Origin of the sequence: Phaeovulum molybdatiresistens, assembly GCF_023544865.1 — a bacterium.
Classification (GTDB): domain Bacteria; phylum Pseudomonadota; class Alphaproteobacteria; order Rhodobacterales; family Rhodobacteraceae; genus Pontitalea.
The window spans coordinates 168,650-190,344 of record NZ_JAMJFX010000001.1; the positions used below are offsets into that span (position 1 = coordinate 168,650).

Genomic DNA, 21,695 nt, shown 5'->3' on the forward strand with positions numbered 1-21,695 from the left:
GGTCGCGATCATGCAGTCGGGCCGCGGCGGCCGCGCCCCTCGATCATCCAGGCGGCCAGGGCCAGCAGGGCGGCAAGCCCAAGCAGCGCCCAATCGGGCAGGATCGGGGCCACGCGGATGTCGGTGGTGGCGGTGGCGCCGCGCGGGGTGATGCCGATCCAGCCGCGGCCAGCGGCGGTATGGCCTTCGCGCACCCGGCGCAGATCGGGGATGCCGTCCTCGATCCGGGTCACGGCACCGGCGCTGGCGGCCAGAGCGGCGGCCAGGGGCGCGCCGCTGGCGATGGTCTGTTCGAATTCGCGCGGCGCGGCGGGGCCAAGCGCCACGACGCGGTCCAGATCGCCGTGGCGCAGCCGATACAGCCCCGGCCCCGGCGCGGTCCATCGCGCGGTGAACCGCCCCGGGGCGGTTTCGGCCAGCGCCACATCGGCCTGCGCGCCATCGGGGCCGGTGATCGTGACGGCGCCTGTGTCTTGCTGCATTGTGCGGCGCACCACGGTCAGGGCCAGGCTGCCGGGATCAACCTCGGCGTAAAGCGCCTCTTCCTCAAGTTCGGGTTCCTTCATCGACCAATGCGCGATGCGGCGCAGCAGTTCCAGCTGCGGCCCGCCGCCTTCATAGCCGCGATCCCACAGCCAGGCGTGATCAGACCCCAGAAGCGCCACCCGCCCCGCGCCCTGTCGGTCAAGGATCAACAGCGGTGTGCCCGCGGCGCCTTCCATCACCACCTGGCCGCGCACGCCCGACAGTTCGATCTGGCGCAGCCAGCGGCCCCAGTGCGGGCGGCTGGCATCGACCGTGCCATCGGGCCCGATCACCGGGGCACCGTCCAGCCCCGCGGTGACGGGGTGGCGCGCGCCGTCCGCGGTGACGCGGGGCAGGAAGGCCTGGGCCAGAACCCGGCCGCTGGGGCGGGCGGGCATGATTGTGCCCAGCGCGGTCTGCCACAGGCTTTGCACGGTGGCGAATTCCGGCCCCGCCGAGATCAAGACCGCGCCGCCGCGTTCGACATAGGCGCGGATATTGTCGAAATAGCCCGCCGGCAGGATGCCACGCGTGGCGTAGCGGTCAAAGATGATCAGGTCGAATTCGTCGATCTTTTCAACGAAGAGTTCCTGCGTCGGGAAGGCGATCAGCGACAGTTCCGAGACCGGCACCCCGTCCTGTTTTTCCGGCGGTCGCAGGATGGTGAAATGCACCAGATCCACCGCCGCATCCGATTTCAGCAGGTTGCGCCAGGTGCGTTCGCCCGCATGCGGTTCGCCCGACACCAACAGCACCCGCAGCCGGTCACGCACCCCGTTGATCTGCACCACGGCGGCATTGTTGCGATCGGTCAGCTCACCTTGCGCGGGGTCCAGCGTGAACTGAACCACGTTCTGCCCGCCGTGGGTCAGGATCAGCGGCAGTTCCAGATCCTGCCCGACCTCGACCTGATAGCTTTGCGGATCTTCGCCGTCGATGGCGATGGACAGCGTGGCGCGGGTGCCCACCGTGGCGGGAACGGCGCCCAGATCCTCGATCCGCAGCCGGATCGAGACCGGTTCACCGATGATGCCGAAGGCGGGGGCGGTCTGGATCACCAACCGCCGGTCCCAATCGGTCGCGCGCCCTGTCAGCAGGACATGCACCGGGGCGGGCATGGGCGGCATCAGATCAGCGTCATGGGCCTGTCCGTCGGTGACCAGAATGGCGCCGGCGACGCGGGCGCGGGGTTCCTCGGCCAAGGCCTGGGCCAGGGTAGTGGCGATCAGGCTGCCCGCATTCTCGGCCCCGTCCGCCACCCGCAGGCGGCGGATTTCGGTGTTGGTCAGGGCGGTGATGGCGCGCGTCATGGCGGCCATGGCGGCATCGGTCTGATCGGGGCGGCCCGGAAGATCCTGGCTTGCGCTGCGGTCTTCCAGCAGGAAGACGATGTCGGACAGCGGTTCCCGCGTTTCGCGCTGAACCGCCGGTTGCGCCAGCGCCAACAGCAGCACCAGCGCCGCCCCCGCCCGCAGCGCCCAGCCGCGCAGCCCCCGCCACAGCGCCAGCGCCAGCAGCACCAGCGCCAACCCCGCCGCGGCCCAGATCGCAGGCCAGGGCAAAAGCGGCGCGAAGATCACGCTCAGCCCGGTCATTGCCCCAGCCTTTCCAGAAGATCGGGCACATGGACCTGATCGGATTTGTAGTTGCCGGTCAGCACATGCATCACCAGATTGACCCCGAAACGATAGGCAATCTCGCGCTGACGTTCGCCCGCCTGGCCGCGCCCGACAGGAAACAGCGCCATGCCGCGCGCATCGGTGGCCCAGGCGGCGGCCCAGTCATTGCCGCCGATCACCACCGGCGTCACCCCGTCATTCAGGTTGCGAAACGGCATCCCCTCGGCCTGTTCGGCATCGGGGGGGGCGGCCTCGACCCAGATCGAGGTGCCCGCGTGACGGCCGGGGAAATCCTGCAGCAGGTAGAAGGTGCGGGTCAGGACATGGTCCGGCGGGATCGGTTCCAGCGGCGGGATGTCCAGCGGCGCGGCCAGCGCCTGCAGCCGGCGGCCCGCATCGGTCGCGGCGCCAAAACCCGCGATATCGGCATCGCGCGTGTCGAACAGAATCATGCCACCGCCGCGCAGATAGCGGTTCAGCCGGGCATAGGCCATCGGCGAGGGCGCGGGCTGATCGGCGGTGATGGGCCAATAGAGGAACGTGAACAGCGCCAGATCGTCGGTTTCCGGATCGACCGCCATCGGCGCCGAAGGTTCCACCGTCGTGCGCCGGGTCAGCACCTGCGACAGCCCCGCCAGGCCCGCGGCGGCGATCCGGTCGGTTTCGGCATCGCCGGTGATGACATGGGCCAGAACCACATTTCCCGCCGCGGCAATGGCGCGCGCCTCATCCATCCGGGGGGCGTCCGATGGGGCGGCGGTCATCTGGGCCTCGGCCCCGGTCGCGGGCAGGATCAGCGCCAGCGCCAGCGCCGCCGCAATCCCCGCGCGCGGCCCGCGCAGCCGCCCCGACAGCGCCAGCGACGCCAGGATATCGGCCAGCAGCAGCACCAGCGACGCCAACAGCAGCGCCCCCTTCAGCGGGGTCTGCTGCGGGGTCACCGCCCCCTCGACCGGCACCGAGGCGGGCCAGCTGGCACGGGCCAGCACCTGATCCGGGCCGATCACGTTCAGCGCGACCGCGCGGCCCTCGGCGGCATAAAGACCCGGCGGCAGGTCGGCCCCCGGTCCCGCGCCCGCCAGCGCCGCCGCAAGCGCGGCACCGTCAACACCGGGCGCCTCGGCCGCATCCTGCAACCGCCCGAACGCATCGATCAGGCGCGCCGGAACCCAGGTCACGCCCGCCAGATCGCCCGCCTCGGGGGGCGTGGCGCGGGCGGAAATCGCCAGCCGTTCCAGCATGCGCACGAACAGGCCCGACAGCGGCAGCGACGACCATTCGGCGTTGGCGGTGACATGGAACAGCACCACCGACCCATCGCCGAAGGCCGCCCGCGTCACCAGCGGCGTGCCGTCTTCCAGCGCGGCAATGGTGCGTTCGGCCAGTTCGGGCGCGGGTTCGGCCATCACCTGCGCGCGCACCGTCACATCGGCGGGCAGATCCAGCCCCGCGAAGGGCGAGCCTTCGGGGAAAGGCCCAAGCCGGCGCGGCTCGCCCCAGCTCATGGTGCCGCCGATCGACCGCCCCCCCGCGCGCAGCCGCACCGGCAACAGCGGATCGGCGCCGCTTTGCGCCGCCGCCAGCCGGGGCCCGGCAAAGCGCACCAGAAGCCCGCCTTCTTCAACCCATTCGGCCAGGCGGTCGGCCTCGGGCAGATCCGCCAGATCAGCAATATCGGCCAGAATGATCACATCGGGCGCGGCCAGAAGCACATCGGCCAGTCCACCTTCCAGCAGATCGGCGCTGGGGGCCAGCGCCTGGCGCAGGTAATGGGTGGGCGACAACAGCTCCAGCCCCTCGCGGGCAGCGCCGCCCGCGACCAGCGCCACCTTGCGCCGCTTGACCGCATCATCGGTCAGCGCCACCGCGCCCGCGCTGCGCTGGCCGGCGATTTCAAAGCGCGCAATGCGGTTGCGCAGTTCCGGGGGCAGGTCGAACACCGCCGCGCCCAGCCCCTCGGGGCCGATCGTGGCCGGGGCGCGGGCCAAATCACGCTCGATCCCGTTGGGGTCGAGCCCGATCGCCGCGACCTCGATGGTCGTGGCGGGCGGGGCGCCGGGCGCGGTCGCGGCCAACACGGTGACGTGCAGCCCGCCATCCTCGATCCGGGCGGGGCGCAGGGCCAGGACCGGGGTGCCCGGTTCCCAGACGCGCAGATTGCCCCGCGCCGACAGGGCCGCCAGCAGATCGGCGCGTGCGGGATGCGCCAGACCATCGGACAGCCACAGCGTGTCAAAGCGCCCTTCCGGCAGGATCGCCGCGGGATCGGCAGGCACAGGCGGGGCCCAGGGCCGGGGCGTGATGCCGGGCAGCGCCGCGGCCATATCCTCGGCCGGGGCAAAGACGGGCGGGACGGGGGGCGGATCGGACAGCAGCACCAGGGCCGCGGGCCTGCCCGCGCGCCCGGCCTCATCCAGTGCGTCGGTGATGCGTTCCACCCGGCGCGGCCAGTCCCGGGCCGAGGCCCAGCCGCCATCCTCGACGATCAGCAGCGGGCCATCGGCGGGCGCTTGCACCACCGGATTCAGCACCGGCCCGGCAAAGCCGATGATCGCCGCCGCAATCGCCGCCATGCGCAGCAGCAAAAGCCACCAGGGCGTGCGGTCGGCCTGTTGATCTTCGTCCGTCAGCCCCAGCAGCAGCGCCACCCCCGGAAAGCGCCGCCGCACCGGCGCGGGCGGAACCGCGCGCAGCAAAAGCCACAGCACCGGCAAGGCCAGCAGCCCCAGCAACAGCCAGGGCGCGCCAAAGCCAAGGGGGCCGATCATCCACATCAGCGCCCCCGCCCCAACGCGCCATGCAGCCACAACAGCGCGCCCTGCGCGGGCGCGCCGGTGTGATGGGTCGAAAACTGCCAGCCCGCCTGCCCGGCCAGCTGCGCCAGCCGGTCACGCCGTTCCGCCAGCCGCGCCAGATAGCGCGCGCGCAGATCGCCCGCCTGGCGGGTTTCGTGGCGCAGGCTGCCGCCCATGCTTTCAAAGATCGTGCGCCCGTCGAAGGGGAAATCCTCCTCGACCGGGTCCAGCACCTGCAACATCACCCCGCTGACGCCGCGATCGGCCAGCGCGCCCAGCGCCGCCGCGACCGGGGCCGGATCGCCCAGGAAATCCGACAGAAAGACCACCCGCGACCGCGGCATCACCGCCGCCACCTCGGGCGCGCCGTAATCGCCCGCAGCGGCAGGGGAAGACAACAGCCCCGCCAGATGCATCAGCTGCGCGCGGCCCGGGCGCGGCGGCGCCAGCGGCCCGGTCAGCCCCACCCGTTCGCCCGCGCGGATCATCAGCACGGCCAGCGCCAGCGCCAGAAGCCGCGCCCGCGCACCCTTTTCGGGGCGGTCCCCGCCGCCCGAAAACCGCATCGAGGCGGCCGCGTCGACCCACAGATGCACCGATTGCGCCAGTTGCCATTCGCGGTCGCGCACATATTGCTGATCCGACCGGGCCGATCGGCGCCAGTCGACAAAGCGCGCCTCATCGCCGGGATGGGCGGGGCGGTATTGCCAGAAATCCTCGCCCGCGCCGGCGCGGCGGCGGCCGTGACCGCCCATCTGCACCGCGGCGGCCAGATGTTCCGCCGCCACCAGCAGCGGCGGCAGCGCCTGGGCCGCGCCCTCGGCCTGACGCCGAAGGTCCAGCGCCGCGGCGCTATCGGGGGCAAGGCTCACGCCGCGGCCTCATGGCCGGTGACCTGGGCGGCCACGCGGTCAATCACGCCCGCCAGCGTTTCGCCACGCGCCCGCGCCGCAAACGACAGCGCCATACGGTGGCTGAGCACCGGACGCGCCAGCGCCAACACATCTTCCGCCGAGGGTGCCAGCCGCCCCTGCAACAGGGCGCGCGCCCGCACCGTCAGCATCAAGGCCTGCGCGGCGCGCGGCCCCGGCCCCCAGGCCAGCGCCTCACGCGCGGCGGGGGCCGCCTCGGGTTCATCGGGGCGGCATGCGCGGACCAGATCCAGGATCAGCTCGACCACCGCCTCGCCCACCGGCATGCGCCGCACCAGCGCCTGCGCGGCGATCAGATCATCCGCGCTGAACACCTGATGCGCGGCGGTTTCGGTCGCGCCGGTCGTGGCCAGAAGGATGCCGCGTTCGGTGTCGCGGTCGGGGTAATCCACGTCGATCTGCACCAGGAAACGGTCCAGCTGCGCCTCGGGCAGGGGATAGGTGCCTTCCTGTTCGATCGGGTTTTGCGTGGCCAGCACATGGAACGGCCGGCCCAGCGGGCGGTGGACGCCGGCCACCGTCACCTCGCGCTCCTGCATCGCCTGCAGCAGCGCCGATTGCGTGCGCGGGCTGGCGCGGTTGATTTCATCGGCCATCAGCAGCTGGCAGAACACCGGGCCCTCGATGAAGCGAAAGGCGCGGCTGCCGTCGGCGGCGGTTTCCAGCACCTCGGACCCCAGGATATCGGCGGGCATCAGGTCGGGGGTGAACTGGATGCGGCTGGATTTCAGCCCCATCACGGTGGCCAATGTGTCGACCAGCATCGTCTTGCCCAGCCCCGGCAAGCCCACCAGAAGCCCGTGCCCCCCCGACAAAAGCGCCGCCAGCACCAGTTCGACCACCCGGTCCTGGCCGATGAAACGCTGCTCGATCGAGGCCCGCGCCTGCGCCAGCCTGTCGCCCAAGGCTTCGATTTCCGTGATCAGATCCCCCGGACCGGCCATGACAACGCCCCCCTTCACGCTATAATCCCCTTCACGAGATAACGGTAACCGACGGATTGGCAAAGCCCGGATGACAGAAACAGACAAGTCACAACAGAACGTGAACCCCCAACCGGCGCCCCCCACGGCCGAGGGGCTGGCGGCGGCGGCGGGCAAGGCGGCGAAGAAAGGCCCGCCCCCGGTGCATCTGTGGAACCCGCCCTTTTGCGGCGATCTGGATATCGAAATCCGCCGCGATGGCAGCTGGTTCTATCTGGGCACGCCGATCGGCCGGCCCGCGCTGGTCAAGCTGTTCGCGTCAATCCTGAAGCTGGAGGATGGCAAGTATTTCCTGGTCACGCCGGTGGAAAAGGTGGGCATCCGCGTGGTCGATGCGCCCTTTGTCGCGGTCGATGTGGAACAGACCGGCACGGGCGCCGATCAGGCGCTGCGCTTTACCACCAATGTGGGCGATACCGTCACCGCGGGCCCCGACAACCCGATCCGGGTGGAACGCGACGCCGATGGCACGCCTGCGCCCTATGTCCATATCCGCCGCGGGCTGGAGGCGCTGATCGACCGCAAGACCTTTTACCGGCTGGTTGATATCGCCCGCCCCGCAACGCATCAGGGGCAGGACTGGCTGGGCCTGTGGTCGCAAGGCACGTTCTTCCCGATCATCCCGGTGGCCGAGCTGTCCTGATGCCGCGATTTGCCGCGAACCTGACCTTTCTGTTCACGGAACTACCCCTGACCCAGCGGTTCGCAGCGGCCCGCGCGGCGGGCTTTGGCGCGGTGGAACTGCTGTTTCCCTATGACACCCCGGCGCGCGACATCCGCGCGGGGCTGGATAACAATGGGCTGGATTTCGCGCTGATGAACGTGCCGGTGCCCGACTGGGCGGCGGGCGGGCGGGGCTGTGCCGCCCTGCCCGGGGCCGAAGCGCGGTTTCGCGCGGAATTCGCCCAGGCGCTGGACCTGGCAGAGGTGCTGAACCCGGGGCGGATTCACATCATGGCGGGCTGCGCAACGGGGGGCCGCGCGCAGGACACCTTCCTGCGCAACCTGGATTGGGCCGCACGGCAGGCCCCCGACCGCGCGCTGACGATCGAGCCGATCAACCCGGTCGACATGCCGGGCTATTTCCTGGGTGATTTCGATCTGGCGGCGCAGGTGCTGGATGCAATCGGCGCGCCCAATCTGCGCCTGCAATTCGATGCCTATCACGCGCATAGCATCACCGGCGATGTGCCGGGCGCCTGGACGCGCCACGGGGCGCGCGCCAGCCATGTGCAGATCGCGGGCTTTCCCGGGCGGCATGAACCGGCGGGCGGGCAGATCGACTTTGACGCCTTCTTTGCCCGGCTGGACCGGGACGGCTATGCCGGCTTTGTCAGCGCCGAATACATCCCCGCGGGCGATACGGTGGCGGGCCTTGGCTGGCTGGCCCGGGCGCAGGCCGTTCAGCAGCCGACGGCGCCCTGATCGGCACAGCCAAGCGCGGGGCTTTCCGGTTCCAGCGTGGCGTGGGTCAGGCCGAAATCGCGTGCCAGCATCGCCTTGGCCCCGGCGATCACGGCGGCGAAATCGGCGCCATCCTGCACGACCAGATGGGCTTGAAAGGCGGTGCGCCTTTCATCGATCTGCCACAGGTGGACGTGATGCACATCTGCCACGGCCGGTTCGGCGCGCAGCCGCGCCACCACCTGCGCCACATCCTGCGCGACCGGCGCCCCCAGCATCAGGATGCGCAGAACGGGCCGGATGTCGCCCGCGACATGCCACAGGATGAACAGCGAAATCCCGATGGTCAGCAGCGGATCAACCAGCCGCCAGTCATAAAGCAGGATCAGCCCGCCCCCGATGATCACCGCGACCGAGGCCCCGGCATCGGCCAGATTGTGCAAAAAGGCCGCGCGGATGTTCAGGCTTTCGCGCGAAAGCCGCCAGGTCAGCCCCGCCGTCACCAGATCGACCAGCAGCGCCAGCCCCGCCAGCCAGATCACAACCCAGCCCGCAACCCCCGGCGGATCGGCCAGCCGGCCCGCCGCCTCGACCAGCAGCCAAAGTGCGATGACGATCAGCACGACATAATTGACCAGCGCAGCCACCACCTCGGCCCGGGCCCAGCCAAAGCTCATGCCCGGGTCGGCGGCGCGCTGCGCCAGATGGCGCGCGCCAAAGGCCAGCACCAGCGCCGCCGCATCCGACAGGTTGTGCACGCCATCGGCGATCAGCGCGACGGACCCCGCGATCAGCCCGCCGATAATCTGCGCGACGGACAAGCCGACGTTGACCGCCACCGCCGCCGCCATGCGCCGATCCCCCGCCGCGCGGGGCAGATGGCCGTGGTGGTGGTGATGGTCATGGGGCACGGGTTGGACCCTTTCCGTAAGCCTAGTGCGCCTCGGCCCAGCTTGCGCCCTGCCCTGCATCGACGACAAGGGGGATCGACAGGCGCTGCGCGGGTTCCGCGGCCCCTTCCATCGTGGCGCGGGCGGCGGCGATCAGGGCATCGACGGCGGTTTCGTCCACCTCAAAGATCAGTTCGTCATGCACCTGCAACAGCATCGTCGCGGGCAGCCCGGCGATTGCGGCGGGCATGCGCACCATGGCGCGGCGGATGATGTCGGCGGCCGCGCCCTGAATCGGCGCGTTGATCGCCGCGCGCTTGGCAAAGCCCGCGCTGGGGCCCTTGGCGTTGATTTCGGGCGTGTGGATCTTGCGGCCAAAGATGGTCTGGACGAAGCCGTGTTCTTTGGCGAAGGCTACGGTGTCGTCCATGTATTTGCGGATGCCGGGGAAGCGTTCGAAATAACGGTCGATAAAGCCCTGCGCCTCGGCCCGCGGGATACGCAGGTTGCGCGCCAGGCCAAAGCCCGAGATGCCGTAGATCACGCCAAAGTTGATCGCCTTGGCCTGACGCCGGATATCGGGCGTCATCTGGTCCAGCGGGACGTTGAACATTTCCGACGCGGTCATCGCGTGAATGTCGATACCATCGCGGAAGGCCTGCTTCATCGCGGGCAGATCGGCGACATGGGCCAGAATCCGCAGCTCGATCTGGCTGTAGTCGAGGCTGACGATCCGCATGCCAGGGCCTGCCACGAAAGCCTCGCGGATGCGGCGGCCCTCTTCCGAGCGGACGGGGATGTTCTGCAGGTTCGGATCGGTCGAGGCCAGCCGCCCCGTCGCCGCGCCTGAAATCACATAGGAGGTGTGCACCCGGCCCGTTTCCGGGTTCACATGGGTCTGCAACGCGTCCGTATAGGTGGATTTCAGCTTGGCGATCTGGCGCCAGTCCAGCACGCGCGCGGCCAGTTCGGCGGCGCGGGGGTTGTCTTCGGATGCGGCGATATCCTCCAGCACATCGGCGCCGGTAGAATAGGCGCCGGCCTTGCCCTTGGCCCCGCCCGCCACGCCCAGCTGGTCAAACAGGATCTCGCCCAGCTGCTTGGGGCTGCCGACGTTGAAGGGCTGGCCGGCGATATCCTGAATCTCGGACTCAAGCCCTGCCATCTTTTGCGCGAAGGCATTGGACATGCGCGACAGGACCTGCGCGTCCACGCGAACGCCGGCCATTTCCATATCGGCCAGAACCGGGACCAGCGGGCGTTCCATCGTTTCATAGACGGTGGTGACCCGTTCGCGGTGCAGGCGCGGGCGGAAGGCCTGCCACAGGCGCAGGGTGATGTCGGCATCCTCGGCGGCATAGGCGGTGGCCTTGTCGACCGGCACGCGGTCAAAGGTGATCTGCGCCTTACCCGAACCCAGCAGTTCCTTGATCGGGATCGGGCTGTGGCCCAGATATTCCTGCGCCAGCGCATCCATGCCGTGGCCATGCAGGCCGGAAAACATCGCATAGCTCATCAGCATCGTATCATCGAAGGGCGCGACGCGGATGCCGTGGCGGGCAAAGATCTTGAAGTCATACTTCATGTTCTGCCCGATTTTCAGGATCGCGGCATCCTCCAGCACCGGCTTGAGCAGCGCCAGCGCCTGATCCAGCGGCATCTGGTCGGGCGCAAGTGCGGCGCCGCCGAACAGATCATCGCCCCCCGTCTTGTGACCCAGCGGGATATAGGCGGCCTGCCCCGGTTCGATGCAAAGCGACACCCCCACCAGTTCGGCGCGCATTTCATCCAGGCTGGTGGTTTCGGTATCGACCGCGACCCAGCCCCGCGCGCGGGCCTGATCCAGCCAGCCCGCCAGAGTTTCCGCATCGCGGATGCAGGTATAGGCGGCATGATCGAAGGGAACCTTCTCGGCGGGGGGCAAGCCCCCCTCTGCGCCGGTTCCGCGGCCCGGGGCCGCGGGCGCGTCCCCGGCAGGCGCCGCGGCGGGCGGCGGGGGTTCGGCCCCGAACTTGTCGGCCACGCGCTTGGTCAGCGTGCGGAATTCCATGCGGTTGAGGAACTCCATCAACTGCGCGGGATCGGGGTCCTTCACCTCAAGATCATCCAGCGCGAAATCCAGCGGGGTTTCGTCGAACAACGTTACCAGCCGCTTGGAAACCCGGATCTGGTCGGCGAAATTCTGCAAGGTCTCGCGCCGCTTGGGCTGTTTGATTTCGCCCGCGCGGTCCAGAAGCGTTTCCAGATCGCCATATTCGTTGATCAGAAGCGCCGCCGTCTTGATGCCGATGCCGGGCGCGCCGGGCACGTTGTCGACCGAATCGCCCGCCAGCGCCTGCACGTCCACGACCCGGTCAGGGCCGACGCCGAATTTCGCCGCGACCTCATCAGGGCCGATGCGCAGGCCCTTCATCGCATCCAGCATCTCGACCCCGCCGCCGACCAGCTGCATCAGATCCTTGTCGGACGAGATGATGGTGACGCGCCCGCCCGCGTCACGCGCCTGGCGGGCAAGGGTGGCAATGATGTCATCGGCCTCATAATCCTGTACCTCGATGCAGGCCAGGTTGAAGGCCCGCGTCGCATCGCGCGTCAGCGGAAACTGTGGGCGCAGATCTTCGGGCAATTCCGGGCGGTTGGCCTTGTAATCGGGATAGATGTCGTTGCGGAAGGTTTTGGAGGAATGGTCAAAGATCACCGCCGCATGGGTGGGGGCATCGTCGCCCTTGGCATCCTCGATATACTTGAAGATCATGTTGGCGAACCCCGCCACCGCGCCCACCGGCAGGCCGTCGGATTTCCGCGTCAGCGGCGGCAGGGCGTGATAGGCGCGGAAGATGAAGGCCGAGCCGTCGATCAGATGCAGGTGACAGCCTTTGCCAAAGCCCATTCCCGGCCCTCCTTCATGTCAGCAATTTCCGGGGCCGCAGGCGGCGCGACCCGGTCGGCGATCAGTGATCGTCGTGGGCGTGTTCGCGATCGATCACGAAGCGCTTGTCGCAATAGGGGCATTCGACAAAACCGGTGTCATGCGGGATCGTCAGCCAGACGCGCGGATGGCCCAGCGCGCCTTCGCCCCCGTCGCAGGCGACTTTCCAGCGTGTCACGGTCTGGGTTTCGGGGGGGGCGATGGTCATCGGCGGGGCTCCGTTCGAAAGGCCCTTGCGGGGCGCACTGCTTGAGGTTGGGCGCCGGGCGCCCTAACTTGGTGCGCATGATAGCGATTGGTGAAGGGCGGGCAAGGTGGAACGGCAGGCGATTGTGATCGAAGGTCTGCGCAAGACCTATGCGGCAACGGGTCGGCAGGCCCCGAAAGAGGCGCTGAAGGGCGTGGACCTATCGATCCCGGCCGGGTCGATCTTTGGCCTGCTGGGGCCGAATGGCGCGGGCAAGTCCACGATGATCAACATCCTGGCGGGGCTTGTGCGCAAGACCGCCGGCAAGGTCACGATCTGGGGCTTTGACCAGGATGTGAACCCGCGCCAGTCGCGCGCGGCGATCGGCGTGATGCCGCAGGAATTGAACATGGACCCGTTCTTTTCCCCCCGCGCGGCGCTGGAAATGCAGGCGGGGCTGTATGGCGTGCCCGCCCGCGACCGCTGGACGGATGAGATTCTGGAGCTGGTCGGCCTGACCGAACAGGCCGAGGCCTATGCGCGCAACCTGTCGGGCGGGATGAAACGGCGGCTGTTGCTGGCCAAGGCGCTGGTGCACCGGCCGCAGGTTCTGGTGCTGGACGAACCCACCGCCGGCGTCGATATCGAGCTGCGCAATATGCTGTGGACCAATGTGCGCAAGCTGAACGCGCAGGGCATGACCATCATCCTGACCACGCATTACCTGGAAGAGGCCGAGGAGATGTGCGACGAAATCGCCATCATCGACCGCGGCCGGCTGATCGTGCGCGACACCACGCCCGCGCTGCTGCGCAGGCTGGATGGCAAGGCGCTGGTGGTCGAACCCGAGGGCGAGGCCCCCGACACGATCGCCCTGCCCGACGGCATCACGATGGAACGCCGCGCGGATGGGCAGATCGCCTTTCACTATCGCCGGTCACAAACCAGCGCCGAGGCGGTGCTGGACGCGATCCGGCAAGGCGGCATCCGCATCCGCGACGTGGCCTCGGAACAGCCCGGCCTGGAAGAAGTGTTCGTGGCGCTGACCACCAAGGGCTAGGCCGTCTCAGGCGGCCAGCTTGGCATGCACCTCGTCCAAATCAATCTCGCCCACCGGGTATTTGTTGTCCGGATCGTCGAAATCATAGCGGAACAGCTGGAAATCCTTCTTGTAGATTTCCCAGACCAGATGGCGTGACAGATCGTCGAAATAGGCCGAAACGGGGTGGGCGCGCTTGGGCCCGTGGCCTTCGCTTTCATTGAACCGCGGGATCGCGCCCAGATCCACCGGATGCGGCGTCTGGATCGCATCCAGAACGGTCTGCATCCCCTCATTGAACTTTTCGGTAAAGAAGATGTGGTCGTAGCGCCCGCCATTGACGATGAAGGTCGAGATATGGCCCGACATGGCCGACCAGTGGATGTCCGGCTCCATCGGGCGGCGCCAGCGAATCGTGTCGCGCGCGAATAGCAAAAACCGCCGGAAGCTGGCGATCTGGTCGAAATCGAAACCGTTTTCCGGGCTGCCGACCTGCACCCCGTAACGCTGCGCCAGTTGCGGCACCAGATTGCCGCGATAGCGTTTGCCGTTGCGCTGGATGCCGGCGATCTTGTCGAAGAAGGACGACAGGATCCGCGCATAGGGGTTGCGCACGCAGGTGAAGGCAAAGGATTTGTGCGCGCGCACGTTGCCCTCGATCAGCGGCTGGCTTTCGGGCTGGGACCATTTGTGCAGCCCGGCGGTCGAATCGTGGATGTCCCCATCGAAGAACCGCCCGTGATCGGAATAGAACATGATCTGCCCGATGGTCGAACAGGCGCATTTGGGCACCACGCGGTACACGACGCTTTCGCTTTCCGTCATCCAGGTGCCGGGGAAACCCATCAAATCACTCCTGCAAACACACGGGCCGGGCCCGAACCGACAATTCCCGCCCTTTGAAGCAAACTGCCCCTGTCTTTTCAACGGGCATTGGCGGTATCTAGGCGAAATCTGATGTCTATTGCTGTTGATCCGGTTAACGATGGCCAAAATCGCCTTCATCCTGCTGACCCACAAGGACCCCGACGGGATCATCCGTCAGGCCGAACGGCTGACCGCGGCGGGCGATTTCGTCGCGATCCATTTCGATGCGCGCGCAAGCGGCGACGATTTCGCCCGCATCCGCACGGCCTTGGGGGACAATCCGGCGGTCACCTTCGCGCGGCGGCGGCTGAAATGCGGCTGGGGCGAATGGAGCCTGGTCGGCGCCACCCTGGAGGCGGTGAAGGCCGCCGTCGCGGCCTTTCCGCAGGCCACGCATTTCTACATGCTGTCGGGCGATTGCATGCCGATCAAGACCGCCGAATTCGCCCATGCCTATCTGGATGCCGAGGATGTGGATTATATCGAAAGCTTCGATTTCTTCACCTCGGACTGGATCAAGACGGGGCTGAAGGAAGACCGGCTGATCTATCGCCACTGGTTCAACGAACGCACCCGCAAATGGGCGTTCTACAAAAGCTATGAATGGCAGAAGAAACTGGGCCTGACCCGCGCGATCCCCGAGGATCTGCAGATGATGATCGGCTCGCAATGGTGGTGCCTGCGCCGGCGCACGGTGGAATGGGTGCTGGATTTCTGCCGCGACCGGCCCGATGTGATGCGCTTTTTCCGCACCACCTGGATCCCGGATGAAACCTTCTTTCAGACCATCGTCCGCCATCTGGTGCCCGACCGCGAAATCCGCACCCGCGCGCTGACCTTCCTGATGTTCACCGATTACGGCATGCCGGTGACCTTCTACAACGACCATTACGACATGCTGCTAAGCCAGGATTTCCTGTTCGCGCGCAAGATCAGCCCCGATGCGATGCTGCTGAAGGACCGGCTGGGCAGCCTGTGGACCCAGACCGGCGTGCGGTTCCCGATCTCGAACGAGGGGCGCAGTCTTTACAGCTTTCTGACCGGGCGCGGCCGGATTGGGCGGCGCTTTGCCCCGCGCTTCTGGGAAACCGAATCCAGCCTGGGGCGGGAACGGACCCTGCTGATGGTGGTGTGCAAGAAATGGCATGTCGCCAAGCGCCTGGTGCATCAGATCCGGCACCGGACCGGGATTCCGGTGGTGGAATACCTGTTCAATGAAGAAAACACCCCCCTGCCCGATCTGGGCGGCATCCAGTCGACGATGGACAAGCGCACCCGCCACCGTCGCGCGCTGATGCGGATGCTGTTCGACTTTCACGGCACCGACCGGCTGGTGATCTGCCTGGACCCGTCGTCCTTTGATCTGATGCAGGATTTCACATCCGACAAGGCGACTACCCGCATCCTGGAAATCGAATGCGATTTCACCGATGACTATCTGCTGGGCCACGCCCGCCGCGTGGGCCTTGCCGGCGAGCGGTCCCCGCAAGAGGTGATCGACCGGCTGTTGCCCACGATCCGCTATGACCTGCGCTTTGAAAGCGACCGGATGCGCGATGCGCAATTCCCCAGCTTCCTGCGCATGCGTCAGGGCGCCGATGTCGGGGCCAATGCCCGGGTGCTGGCGCGGTTTCTGGACATCGCGCCCGATCTTGCGCATCAGATCGGTGCGACCGATTATCTGTTCGTCGATTGAGGAGTGACCCCGTGGCCTATGCCTATGACGAAATGAACGTCTTTGCCCGCATCCTGCGCGGTGAAATCCCCGCCAACACGGTGCTGGAAACCGACCATACCCTGGCGTTTCGCGATATCGCGCCGCAGGCCCCCGATCATGTGCTGGTCATCCCCAAGGGCCGCTACGTCTGTTTCGACCATTTCGCGGCCGAGGCCAGCGCCGAGGAGATCGTCGATTTCCACCGCGCCGCGGCCAAGGTCTGTCAGATGCTGGGCATCGCGCCGGGCGCGAATGGCGGCGGCTATCGCACGATTTCCAACGCGGGCGAGGCCGGTGTGCAGGAAGTGCCGCATTACCACATGCATATCCTGGCCGGGCGCCCGCTGGGCCGAATGCTGCAAAAGGCCTGAACGGCCCGGACGGGCGCGCGCCTTGGCTGCGCGCCCGCAACAGGGGCAGATCAGGATCAGATCAGCCGCTGCGCGCGAAACAGCGCCTTGACGTCCGCCTCGGGGCGCGCGCCGAAATGGCTGATCACCTCGGCCGCGGCGATACAGCCCATGCGGCCCGCGACGTCCAGGCTTTGCCCCGTCGCCACGCCATACAGGAAGCCCGCCGCGAACTGATCGCCCGCCCCGGTCGCATCCACCGGCACGACGCGATGCACCGGCACCTCGACCCGTTCATCGCCCGCGATCAGCACCACATCCGCCCCCGACCGGGTGCAGACCACCAGCCCGCAATCGCGCGCGGCCTGATCCAGGGCACTGTCCAGATCGGTCTGATACAGCGCTTCCCATTCGTGCTGATTGCCGATGACATAGTCCATCGCCTCGCTGACCAGCCGGCGGAAGCTGTCGCGGTGGCGGTTCACGCAGAACGGATCGGACAGCGCGATCCCGGCCTTGCCGCCGCCGCGCCGACAGGCCTGCGCCGCCTTGAGGAAGGCCGCCTTGCCGTGATCCTTGTCGAACAGATAGCCTTCCAGGAACAGGATCGCGGCATGTTCCACCACATCCAGCGGCACGTCCCCAGTTCCCAGATCGGCCGAGATCCCCAGATAGGTGTTCATCGACCGCTCGCCATCCGGTGTGACGAAGATCATGGATCGTGAGGTGGGCAGATCGCCGCCCGCGACCGGCGGGTTGATGAAATCGGTGCCCTCCGCGGCCATCGAGGCGGCATAGAACCGGCCCAGCGCATCATCGCGCACGCGCCCGATGAAGGCCGTCGACAGCCCCAGATTGCCAAGCCCGGCCAGCGTGTTGGCAACCGATCCGCCGGGTGCCTGGGTGCGTTCGGACATCGCCGCATAAAGCGTTTCCGCGCGGTCCCGTTCGATCAACTGCATGATGCCCTTCTCGATCCCCATGTGATCCAGAAAGCTGTCGTCGGTCTGCGCCAGAACATCGACAACGGCATTGCCGATGCCCACCACCTGATAGGGTTTCACGGGGTCTTCTCCTCATACTGGCAGAGGTCACGGATCAGGCAGGCCCCGCATTTGGGCTTGCGCGCGACACAGATATAGCGGCCATGCAGGATCAGCCAGTGATGCGCATGGCGTTGGTATTCGACGGGCACGTTGTCTTCGATGGCGCGTTCGACCGCATCGACATCGCGGCCCGGGCAGATGCCGCTGCGGTTGCCGATGCGGAAGATATGCGTGTCGACCGCCTGTGCGGGATGGGCGAACCACATGTTCAGCACCACATTGGCCGTCTTGCGCCCCACCCCCGGCAGCGCCTGCAACGCCGCGCGCGAGGAGGGCACCTGACCATCAAAGCGATCCACAAGGATCTGGCTCATGCGGATGACGTTCTTGGCCTTCTGGCGGAACAGGCCGATCGTCTTGATATGATCTGTCAGGCCCGCCTCGCCCAAGGCCAGCATCTTTTCGGGCGTATCGGCGATGGCAAACAGCGCGCGCGTCGCCTTGTTGACGCCCGCGTCGGTCGCCTGCGCCGACAGCGCCACAGCGACCAGAAGCGTGTAGGCGTTCACATGCTCCAGCTCGCCCTTGGGATGCGGTTCCGCCGCCTCGAATCGGCGGAAGACCTCTTTCATCGCGTGATAATCAAGTTGCTTTGCCATGGCCCACCCTGTGCCCGCCCCCTATGCCCGCCCGGCAGGCGCCCGGCAAGGCCTTCGGCCAGATGACGCAGAAAAACGCGCAGGCCACAGCGGCGTTAACCTCGTATTTGCAGGCTGTCTGCATGCTGGCGCGGAAAGCCCTGCGGAACAGAAAGGTTCGCCATGCATCTTTGCTACCCGGCCACGGCGCTGCAGTTTGATCCCGGCCGCGAAAGCTGGCGGATCGATCCGGATTTCGGCGGGGAAGACCGGCTGTGGCGGATTGGGGATCAGGACGGGGTCGCGGTTCTGACGGATGGTCTGGGCCGCACGATCCGGCACGGGGCGGCGGCCGCAACCGGGCAGCCGCTGTTGCTGCGCCACCCCGACGGTGGTGTGATCCGACTGGATCGGCTGATCCTGGACGGCGGGCTTTGCCTTTACCTGCCCCCCGCGCCGCTGGACGCGGAACTGGCCTATGCCGCCGCCGCGCCCGGGCACGGCCGGGCGGTGGATGTGGCATCGCTGATCCGGCTGCCCTGGCTGGGCGGCGGGACGATGGTGGCCACGGATGACGGCTTGCAGCCGGTTGATTGGCTGCGCCCCGGCGATCGGGTGCTGACCCGCGACAACGGCTATCAGCGCCTGTTGTGGCTGGGCAAGACCGTCATCCCGCGCCACTGCCCGCCCGAGGCGTGGCCCCGCACCCTGACGCCCGCTGATCTGGGCACCGCAGATATGGACTCCGCTGGGTCCGATCCCATTGCCAGCGACGGGGCGGCGCCACCGCCCGCGCGCGACCTGCTGCTGGGTCCGGGCCAGCGGGTTCTGCTGACCGGGCCGAACCTGCAGCTGTGGTTCGGCGAATCGGAAACCTTCGCCCCCGCGGGGGCCCTTGGCACGCCCCTGTCGGCGATCCGCGACCGGATCGTGATGTATCACCTGCTGTTCGCCGCGCCCGAGGTGTTTTTGGCCGACGGGGTCTGGCTTGCCAGCGTGCAGGCGGATGCCGATTACCTGCAAACCCTGCCCGCGCCGTTACGCGCAGCCTGCGGCGCGCAGTTGCTGACCGCCCACGCCACCGCCGCGCGCGCCGTGCTGGAGGGGTGGGAACTGGCATTGGTGCGCCAGGCCCATGGCGGGCAATTGCCACGGATGGCCGCATGATGCGCTTTGCGCAGGTTCCGGGTCGCGTCCGCCCGCGCAGGCGCCTAATCTGTCGGGGACGGAGGCCAGAATGCCCAACACCCCGAACCCGAACCCCAGCACCGCCGAAACGGCACCGCAATCGCTGCTGGACTCGCATTATCATTACCGCCTGATCGCCCGGGCGCTGGAACGGATCGACGCGGCCGATGGCCCGATCAGCCTTGCCACGCTGGCCGCGGATCTTGGCCTTAGCCCGGCCCATTTCCAGCGGGTCTTTTCCAGCTGGGTCGGCGTGTCGCCCAAACGCTATCAGCAATATCTGTCACTGACCCTTGCGCGCGACCTGCTGGCGCGGCGCTGGCCGCTGCAGGCGGTGGCCGACCGGGCGGGCCTGTCCGGCGCCAGCCGGCTGCACGATCTGTTCCTGCGCTGGGAAGCGATGAGCCCCGGCGACTTTGCCCGGGGCGGCGATGGCCTGTCGATCCGCTGGGGCTGGTTCCCCTCGGCCTTCGGCGAGGTGCTGGCGATGGGCACCGCGCGCGGCATCTGCGGGTTGGGCTTTGCCGAAGACACCGGCCGCGAGGCCACCTTCGCCGATCTGGCGGCGCGCTGGCCGGGGGCCGATCTGCGCGAAGACCCCGGCGCGCTTGCCGCTTGGGTCGAGGCGGCCCTTGGCCAGCGCGGAGAGGCGCGAATGGTTCTGCTGGGCGCGCCCTTCCAGATCAAGGTCTGGGAGGCCCTGCTGCAGATCCCGTCGGGGCAGGTCACGACCTATTCCGACATCGCCACCGCAATTGGCCACCCCCGCGCGGTGCGCGCCGTGGGCACCGCGGTGGGCCGCAACCCGCTGGCCTGGCTGATCCCGTGCCACCGGGTGCTGCGCCGGTCGGGCGCGCTGGGGGGCTATCACTGGGGCCTGCCGGTCAAGCGCGCGATGCTGGCCTGGGAGGCCGCCCGGTTCGAGGCCGATCACCCGCCGCTCGCCAGGACGTGATGCGCAGAAACCTGCCGGTGGCGCAGAAGTCATGGAACATTTCGTCCCGAAGCGCGTAATGTGTGCCAGAGGCCCGCGACGCGGGTTCGGAATGAGAGGCTGACCAGCATGAATGCAAGATTTTCCCTGATGGCGGGCGTGGCCGGGCTGTTTGCCCTGTCGGCCTGCACCGACCCCTATGCCACCGGCACCACCGACAACAGCCGCCAGACCACCGGCATGATCACCGGCGCGCTGATCGGCGGCGCGCTGGCCCACGACCGTGGCGGCGATGAAAAGCTGACCAAGACGGCCGCGGGGGCCGTGGTCGGCGGTCTGATCGGGGGCGCGATCGGCGCGCAGCTGGACCGCCAGGCCCAGGAACTGCGCCGCGATCTGGATACCGACGGCGTGCGGATCGTCAACACCGGGTCCGAGCTGATCGTGACCATGCCGCAGGACGTGCTGTTCGCGGTCGACAGCGCATCCGTGCGGCCCGACCTGCAGCGCGACCTGTATACGCTGGCAGGCAGCCTGAACCGCTATCCGAACACCACGGTGAACGTGATCGGCCATACCGACAACACCGGCTCGGCCAGCTATAACCAGCGCCTGTCGCAAGATCGCGCCAATTCGGTGGCCAATGTCCTGATCAGTGCCGGCGTCCCGCGTCAGCGCGTCGTGGCCATCGGTCGGGGCGAAGACCAGCCGATTGCTTCCAACCTGACGGCCGAGGGACGCGCCCAGAACCGGCGCGTGGAATTCGTCATCCGCCCCAACTGATCGCGCCACAGATCCTGTCAAAGGCCGGGCCCACGCCCGGCCTTTTCCATTGTGCCCCCGCCCAAGTGGTCATACATCTTTACCGATCGGGAGGGGGCCATGCCGTTTCAGAAGATTGAATCCGAAAAACTGTCGCGCGCCGTCGAGCGCCAGATCGAAACCCTGATCCTGCAGGGCATCCTGCGACCGGGGGAACGTCTGCCCTCGGAACGCGAACTGTCCGAACGGCTGGGTGTGTCGCGGCCCAGCCTACGCGAGGCGGTTGCCGCGCTTCAAGATGCCGGCCTGCTGACCACCCGCGCCGGCGCCGGCATCTATGTGGCCGAGGTGCTGGGCGCCGCCTTCTCGCCCGCGCTGATCCGGCTTTTTGCGCAGCACGATCAGGCGGTGTTCGACTATATCTCATTCCGGCGCGACATGGAGGGGCTGGCCGCCGAACGCGCCGCCCAACTGGGCACGGATACCGATCTGAAGGTGATCGACACCATCTTTCAGCGCATGATGGCCGCGCATGACAAGCGCAACCCGACCGAAGAGGCCGCGCTGGACGCGCAATTCCATATCGCGATCATCGAGGCCAGCCACAATGTCATCATGCTGCACATGATGCGCGCGATGTTCGGCCTGCTGAAGGAAGGGGTATTCTACAACCGGTCCGTCATGTTCCGGAACCGGTCCACCCGCGACACGCTTCTGGCGCAGCACAAAGCCATCAATGATGCCCTGCAGGCGCGCGATCCGGTCGCGGCCCGCGCCGCCGTGTCCGAGCACATGGATTTCGTGGAAATGGTGCAGGCCGAACAACGCAAGGCCGACCGGAACGAGGCACTGGCCCAGCTGCGCCTGCAACAAGAAACCGGGCGCTGAAC

Annotated in this window: 19 protein-coding genes; 9 read left to right on the forward strand and 10 right to left on the reverse strand. The window is 67.7% G+C overall.

All coding sequences use genetic code 11. The features are described from left to right. Positions 1-8: 8 nt before the first annotated feature. From MXB90_RS00825 to MXB90_RS00840, 4 genes are read right to left on the reverse strand one after another with little or no spacing between them, the layout of a single operon-like run. A complete protein-coding gene (locus tag MXB90_RS00825) occupies positions 9-2,120 on the reverse strand; it encodes a hypothetical protein (protein WP_250039860.1) in 2,112 nt (703 codons plus the stop codon). Next, positions 2,117-4,918, reverse strand: a complete 2,802-nt coding sequence (locus MXB90_RS00830) for a DUF4159 domain-containing protein (protein ID WP_250039862.1) — start codon at positions 4,916-4,918, stop codon at positions 2,117-2,119. Before MXB90_RS00830 ends, MXB90_RS00825 begins: the two co-directional genes overlap by 4 nt. Then, positions 4,918-5,811, reverse strand: a complete 894-nt coding sequence (locus MXB90_RS00835; protein WP_250039865.1) for a DUF58 domain-containing protein — start codon at positions 5,809-5,811, stop codon at positions 4,918-4,920. Before MXB90_RS00835 ends, MXB90_RS00830 begins: the two co-directional genes overlap by 1 nt. Further along, positions 5,808-6,815: an AAA family ATPase gene (locus MXB90_RS00840; RefSeq protein ID WP_250039868.1), complete on the reverse strand. Its 1,008-nt coding sequence runs from the start codon at positions 6,813-6,815 to the stop codon at positions 5,808-5,810. Before MXB90_RS00840 ends, MXB90_RS00835 begins: the two co-directional genes overlap by 4 nt. 70 nt (positions 6,816-6,885) lie before the next feature. Here MXB90_RS00840 and MXB90_RS00845 point away from each other — a divergent pair, with 70 nt between their 5' ends. After that, positions 6,886-7,497 (forward strand): DUF1285 domain-containing protein, encoded by a 612-nt coding sequence (locus tag MXB90_RS00845; protein WP_250039869.1) that lies wholly within the window; start codon positions 6,886-6,888, stop codon positions 7,495-7,497. Next, positions 7,497-8,279 (forward strand): hydroxypyruvate isomerase family protein, encoded by a 783-nt coding sequence (locus MXB90_RS00850; protein WP_250039870.1) that lies wholly within the window; start codon positions 7,497-7,499, stop codon positions 8,277-8,279. Before MXB90_RS00845 ends, MXB90_RS00850 begins: the two co-directional genes overlap by 1 nt. On the opposite strand, the gene MXB90_RS00855 is transcribed toward MXB90_RS00850, so the two are convergent. The 3 genes from MXB90_RS00855 to MXB90_RS00865 all read right to left on the reverse strand — a co-directional run bounded on the left by MXB90_RS00855 (position 8,258) and on the right by MXB90_RS00865 (position 12,285). Next, entirely contained in the window at positions 8,258-9,169 is a 912-nt protein-coding gene (locus MXB90_RS00855) for a cation diffusion facilitator family transporter (RefSeq protein ID WP_250039871.1), read from the reverse strand. The two genes, MXB90_RS00850 and MXB90_RS00855, sit on opposite strands and share 22 nt — an antisense overlap. 22 nt (positions 9,170-9,191) lie before the next feature. After that, a complete protein-coding gene (polA, locus tag MXB90_RS00860) occupies positions 9,192-12,038 on the reverse strand; it encodes a DNA polymerase I (RefSeq protein ID WP_250039872.1) in 2,847 nt (948 codons plus the stop codon). A 61-nt stretch (positions 12,039-12,099) separates the two neighbouring features. Beyond that, a complete protein-coding gene (locus tag MXB90_RS00865) occupies positions 12,100-12,285 on the reverse strand; it encodes a zinc-finger domain-containing protein (RefSeq protein ID WP_250039874.1) in 186 nt (61 codons plus the stop codon). 106 nt (positions 12,286-12,391) lie between these two features. Here MXB90_RS00865 and MXB90_RS00870 point away from each other — a divergent pair, with 106 nt between their 5' ends. Continuing rightward, a complete protein-coding gene (locus tag MXB90_RS00870) occupies positions 12,392-13,324 on the forward strand; it encodes an ABC transporter ATP-binding protein (protein WP_250039876.1) in 933 nt (310 codons plus the stop codon). A gap of 6 nt (positions 13,325-13,330) precedes the next feature. On the opposite strand, the gene MXB90_RS00875 is transcribed toward MXB90_RS00870, so the two are convergent. Next, entirely contained in the window at positions 13,331-14,149 is an 819-nt protein-coding gene (locus tag MXB90_RS00875; protein WP_250039878.1) for a sulfotransferase family protein, read from the reverse strand. Positions 14,150-14,288: 139 nt separating this feature from the next. Between MXB90_RS00875 and MXB90_RS00880 the strand changes: the two genes are divergently transcribed. Further along, positions 14,289-15,866, forward strand: coding sequence for a DUF5928 domain-containing protein (locus tag MXB90_RS00880; RefSeq protein WP_250039880.1), 1,578 nt, complete (start codon positions 14,289-14,291; stop codon positions 15,864-15,866). A gap of 11 nt (positions 15,867-15,877) precedes the next feature. Continuing rightward, on the forward strand, positions 15,878-16,258 hold the full coding sequence (locus tag MXB90_RS00885) for a histidine triad nucleotide-binding protein (protein ID WP_250039882.1): 381 nt from the start codon (positions 15,878-15,880) through the stop codon (positions 16,256-16,258). A gap of 56 nt (positions 16,259-16,314) precedes the next feature. Here MXB90_RS00885 and MXB90_RS00890 read toward each other — a convergent pair whose 3' ends face one another. Both MXB90_RS00890 and nth read right to left on the reverse strand, forming a co-directional pair. Continuing rightward, positions 16,315-17,301 (reverse strand): adenosine kinase, encoded by a 987-nt coding sequence (locus MXB90_RS00890; protein ID WP_250039884.1) that lies wholly within the window; start codon positions 17,299-17,301, stop codon positions 16,315-16,317. Next, complete coding sequence (gene nth / locus MXB90_RS00895) at positions 17,298-17,942, reverse strand: endonuclease III (RefSeq protein WP_250039886.1); 645 nt, start codon at positions 17,940-17,942, stop codon at positions 17,298-17,300. The genes MXB90_RS00890 and nth overlap by 4 nt, the downstream gene beginning before the upstream one ends. A gap of 162 nt (positions 17,943-18,104) precedes the next feature. On the opposite strand from nth, the gene MXB90_RS00900 reads away from it, so the two are divergent. From MXB90_RS00900 to MXB90_RS00915, 4 genes are all read left to right on the forward strand, one after another. After that, entirely contained in the window at positions 18,105-19,088 is a 984-nt protein-coding gene (locus tag MXB90_RS00900; RefSeq protein ID WP_250039888.1) for a Hint domain-containing protein, read from the forward strand. Between the two features lie 70 nt (positions 19,089-19,158). Further along, a complete protein-coding gene (locus MXB90_RS00905) occupies positions 19,159-20,064 on the forward strand; it encodes a methylated-DNA--[protein]-cysteine S-methyltransferase (protein WP_250039890.1) in 906 nt (301 codons plus the stop codon). Positions 20,065-20,172: 108 nt separating this feature from the next. Next, on the forward strand, positions 20,173-20,826 hold the full coding sequence (locus tag MXB90_RS00910) for an OmpA family protein (protein WP_250039893.1): 654 nt from the start codon (positions 20,173-20,175) through the stop codon (positions 20,824-20,826). 99 nt (positions 20,827-20,925) lie between these two features. Continuing rightward, on the forward strand, positions 20,926-21,693 hold the full coding sequence (locus MXB90_RS00915) for a FadR/GntR family transcriptional regulator (protein WP_250039895.1): 768 nt from the start codon (positions 20,926-20,928) through the stop codon (positions 21,691-21,693). Positions 21,694-21,695: the final 2 nt, after the last annotated feature.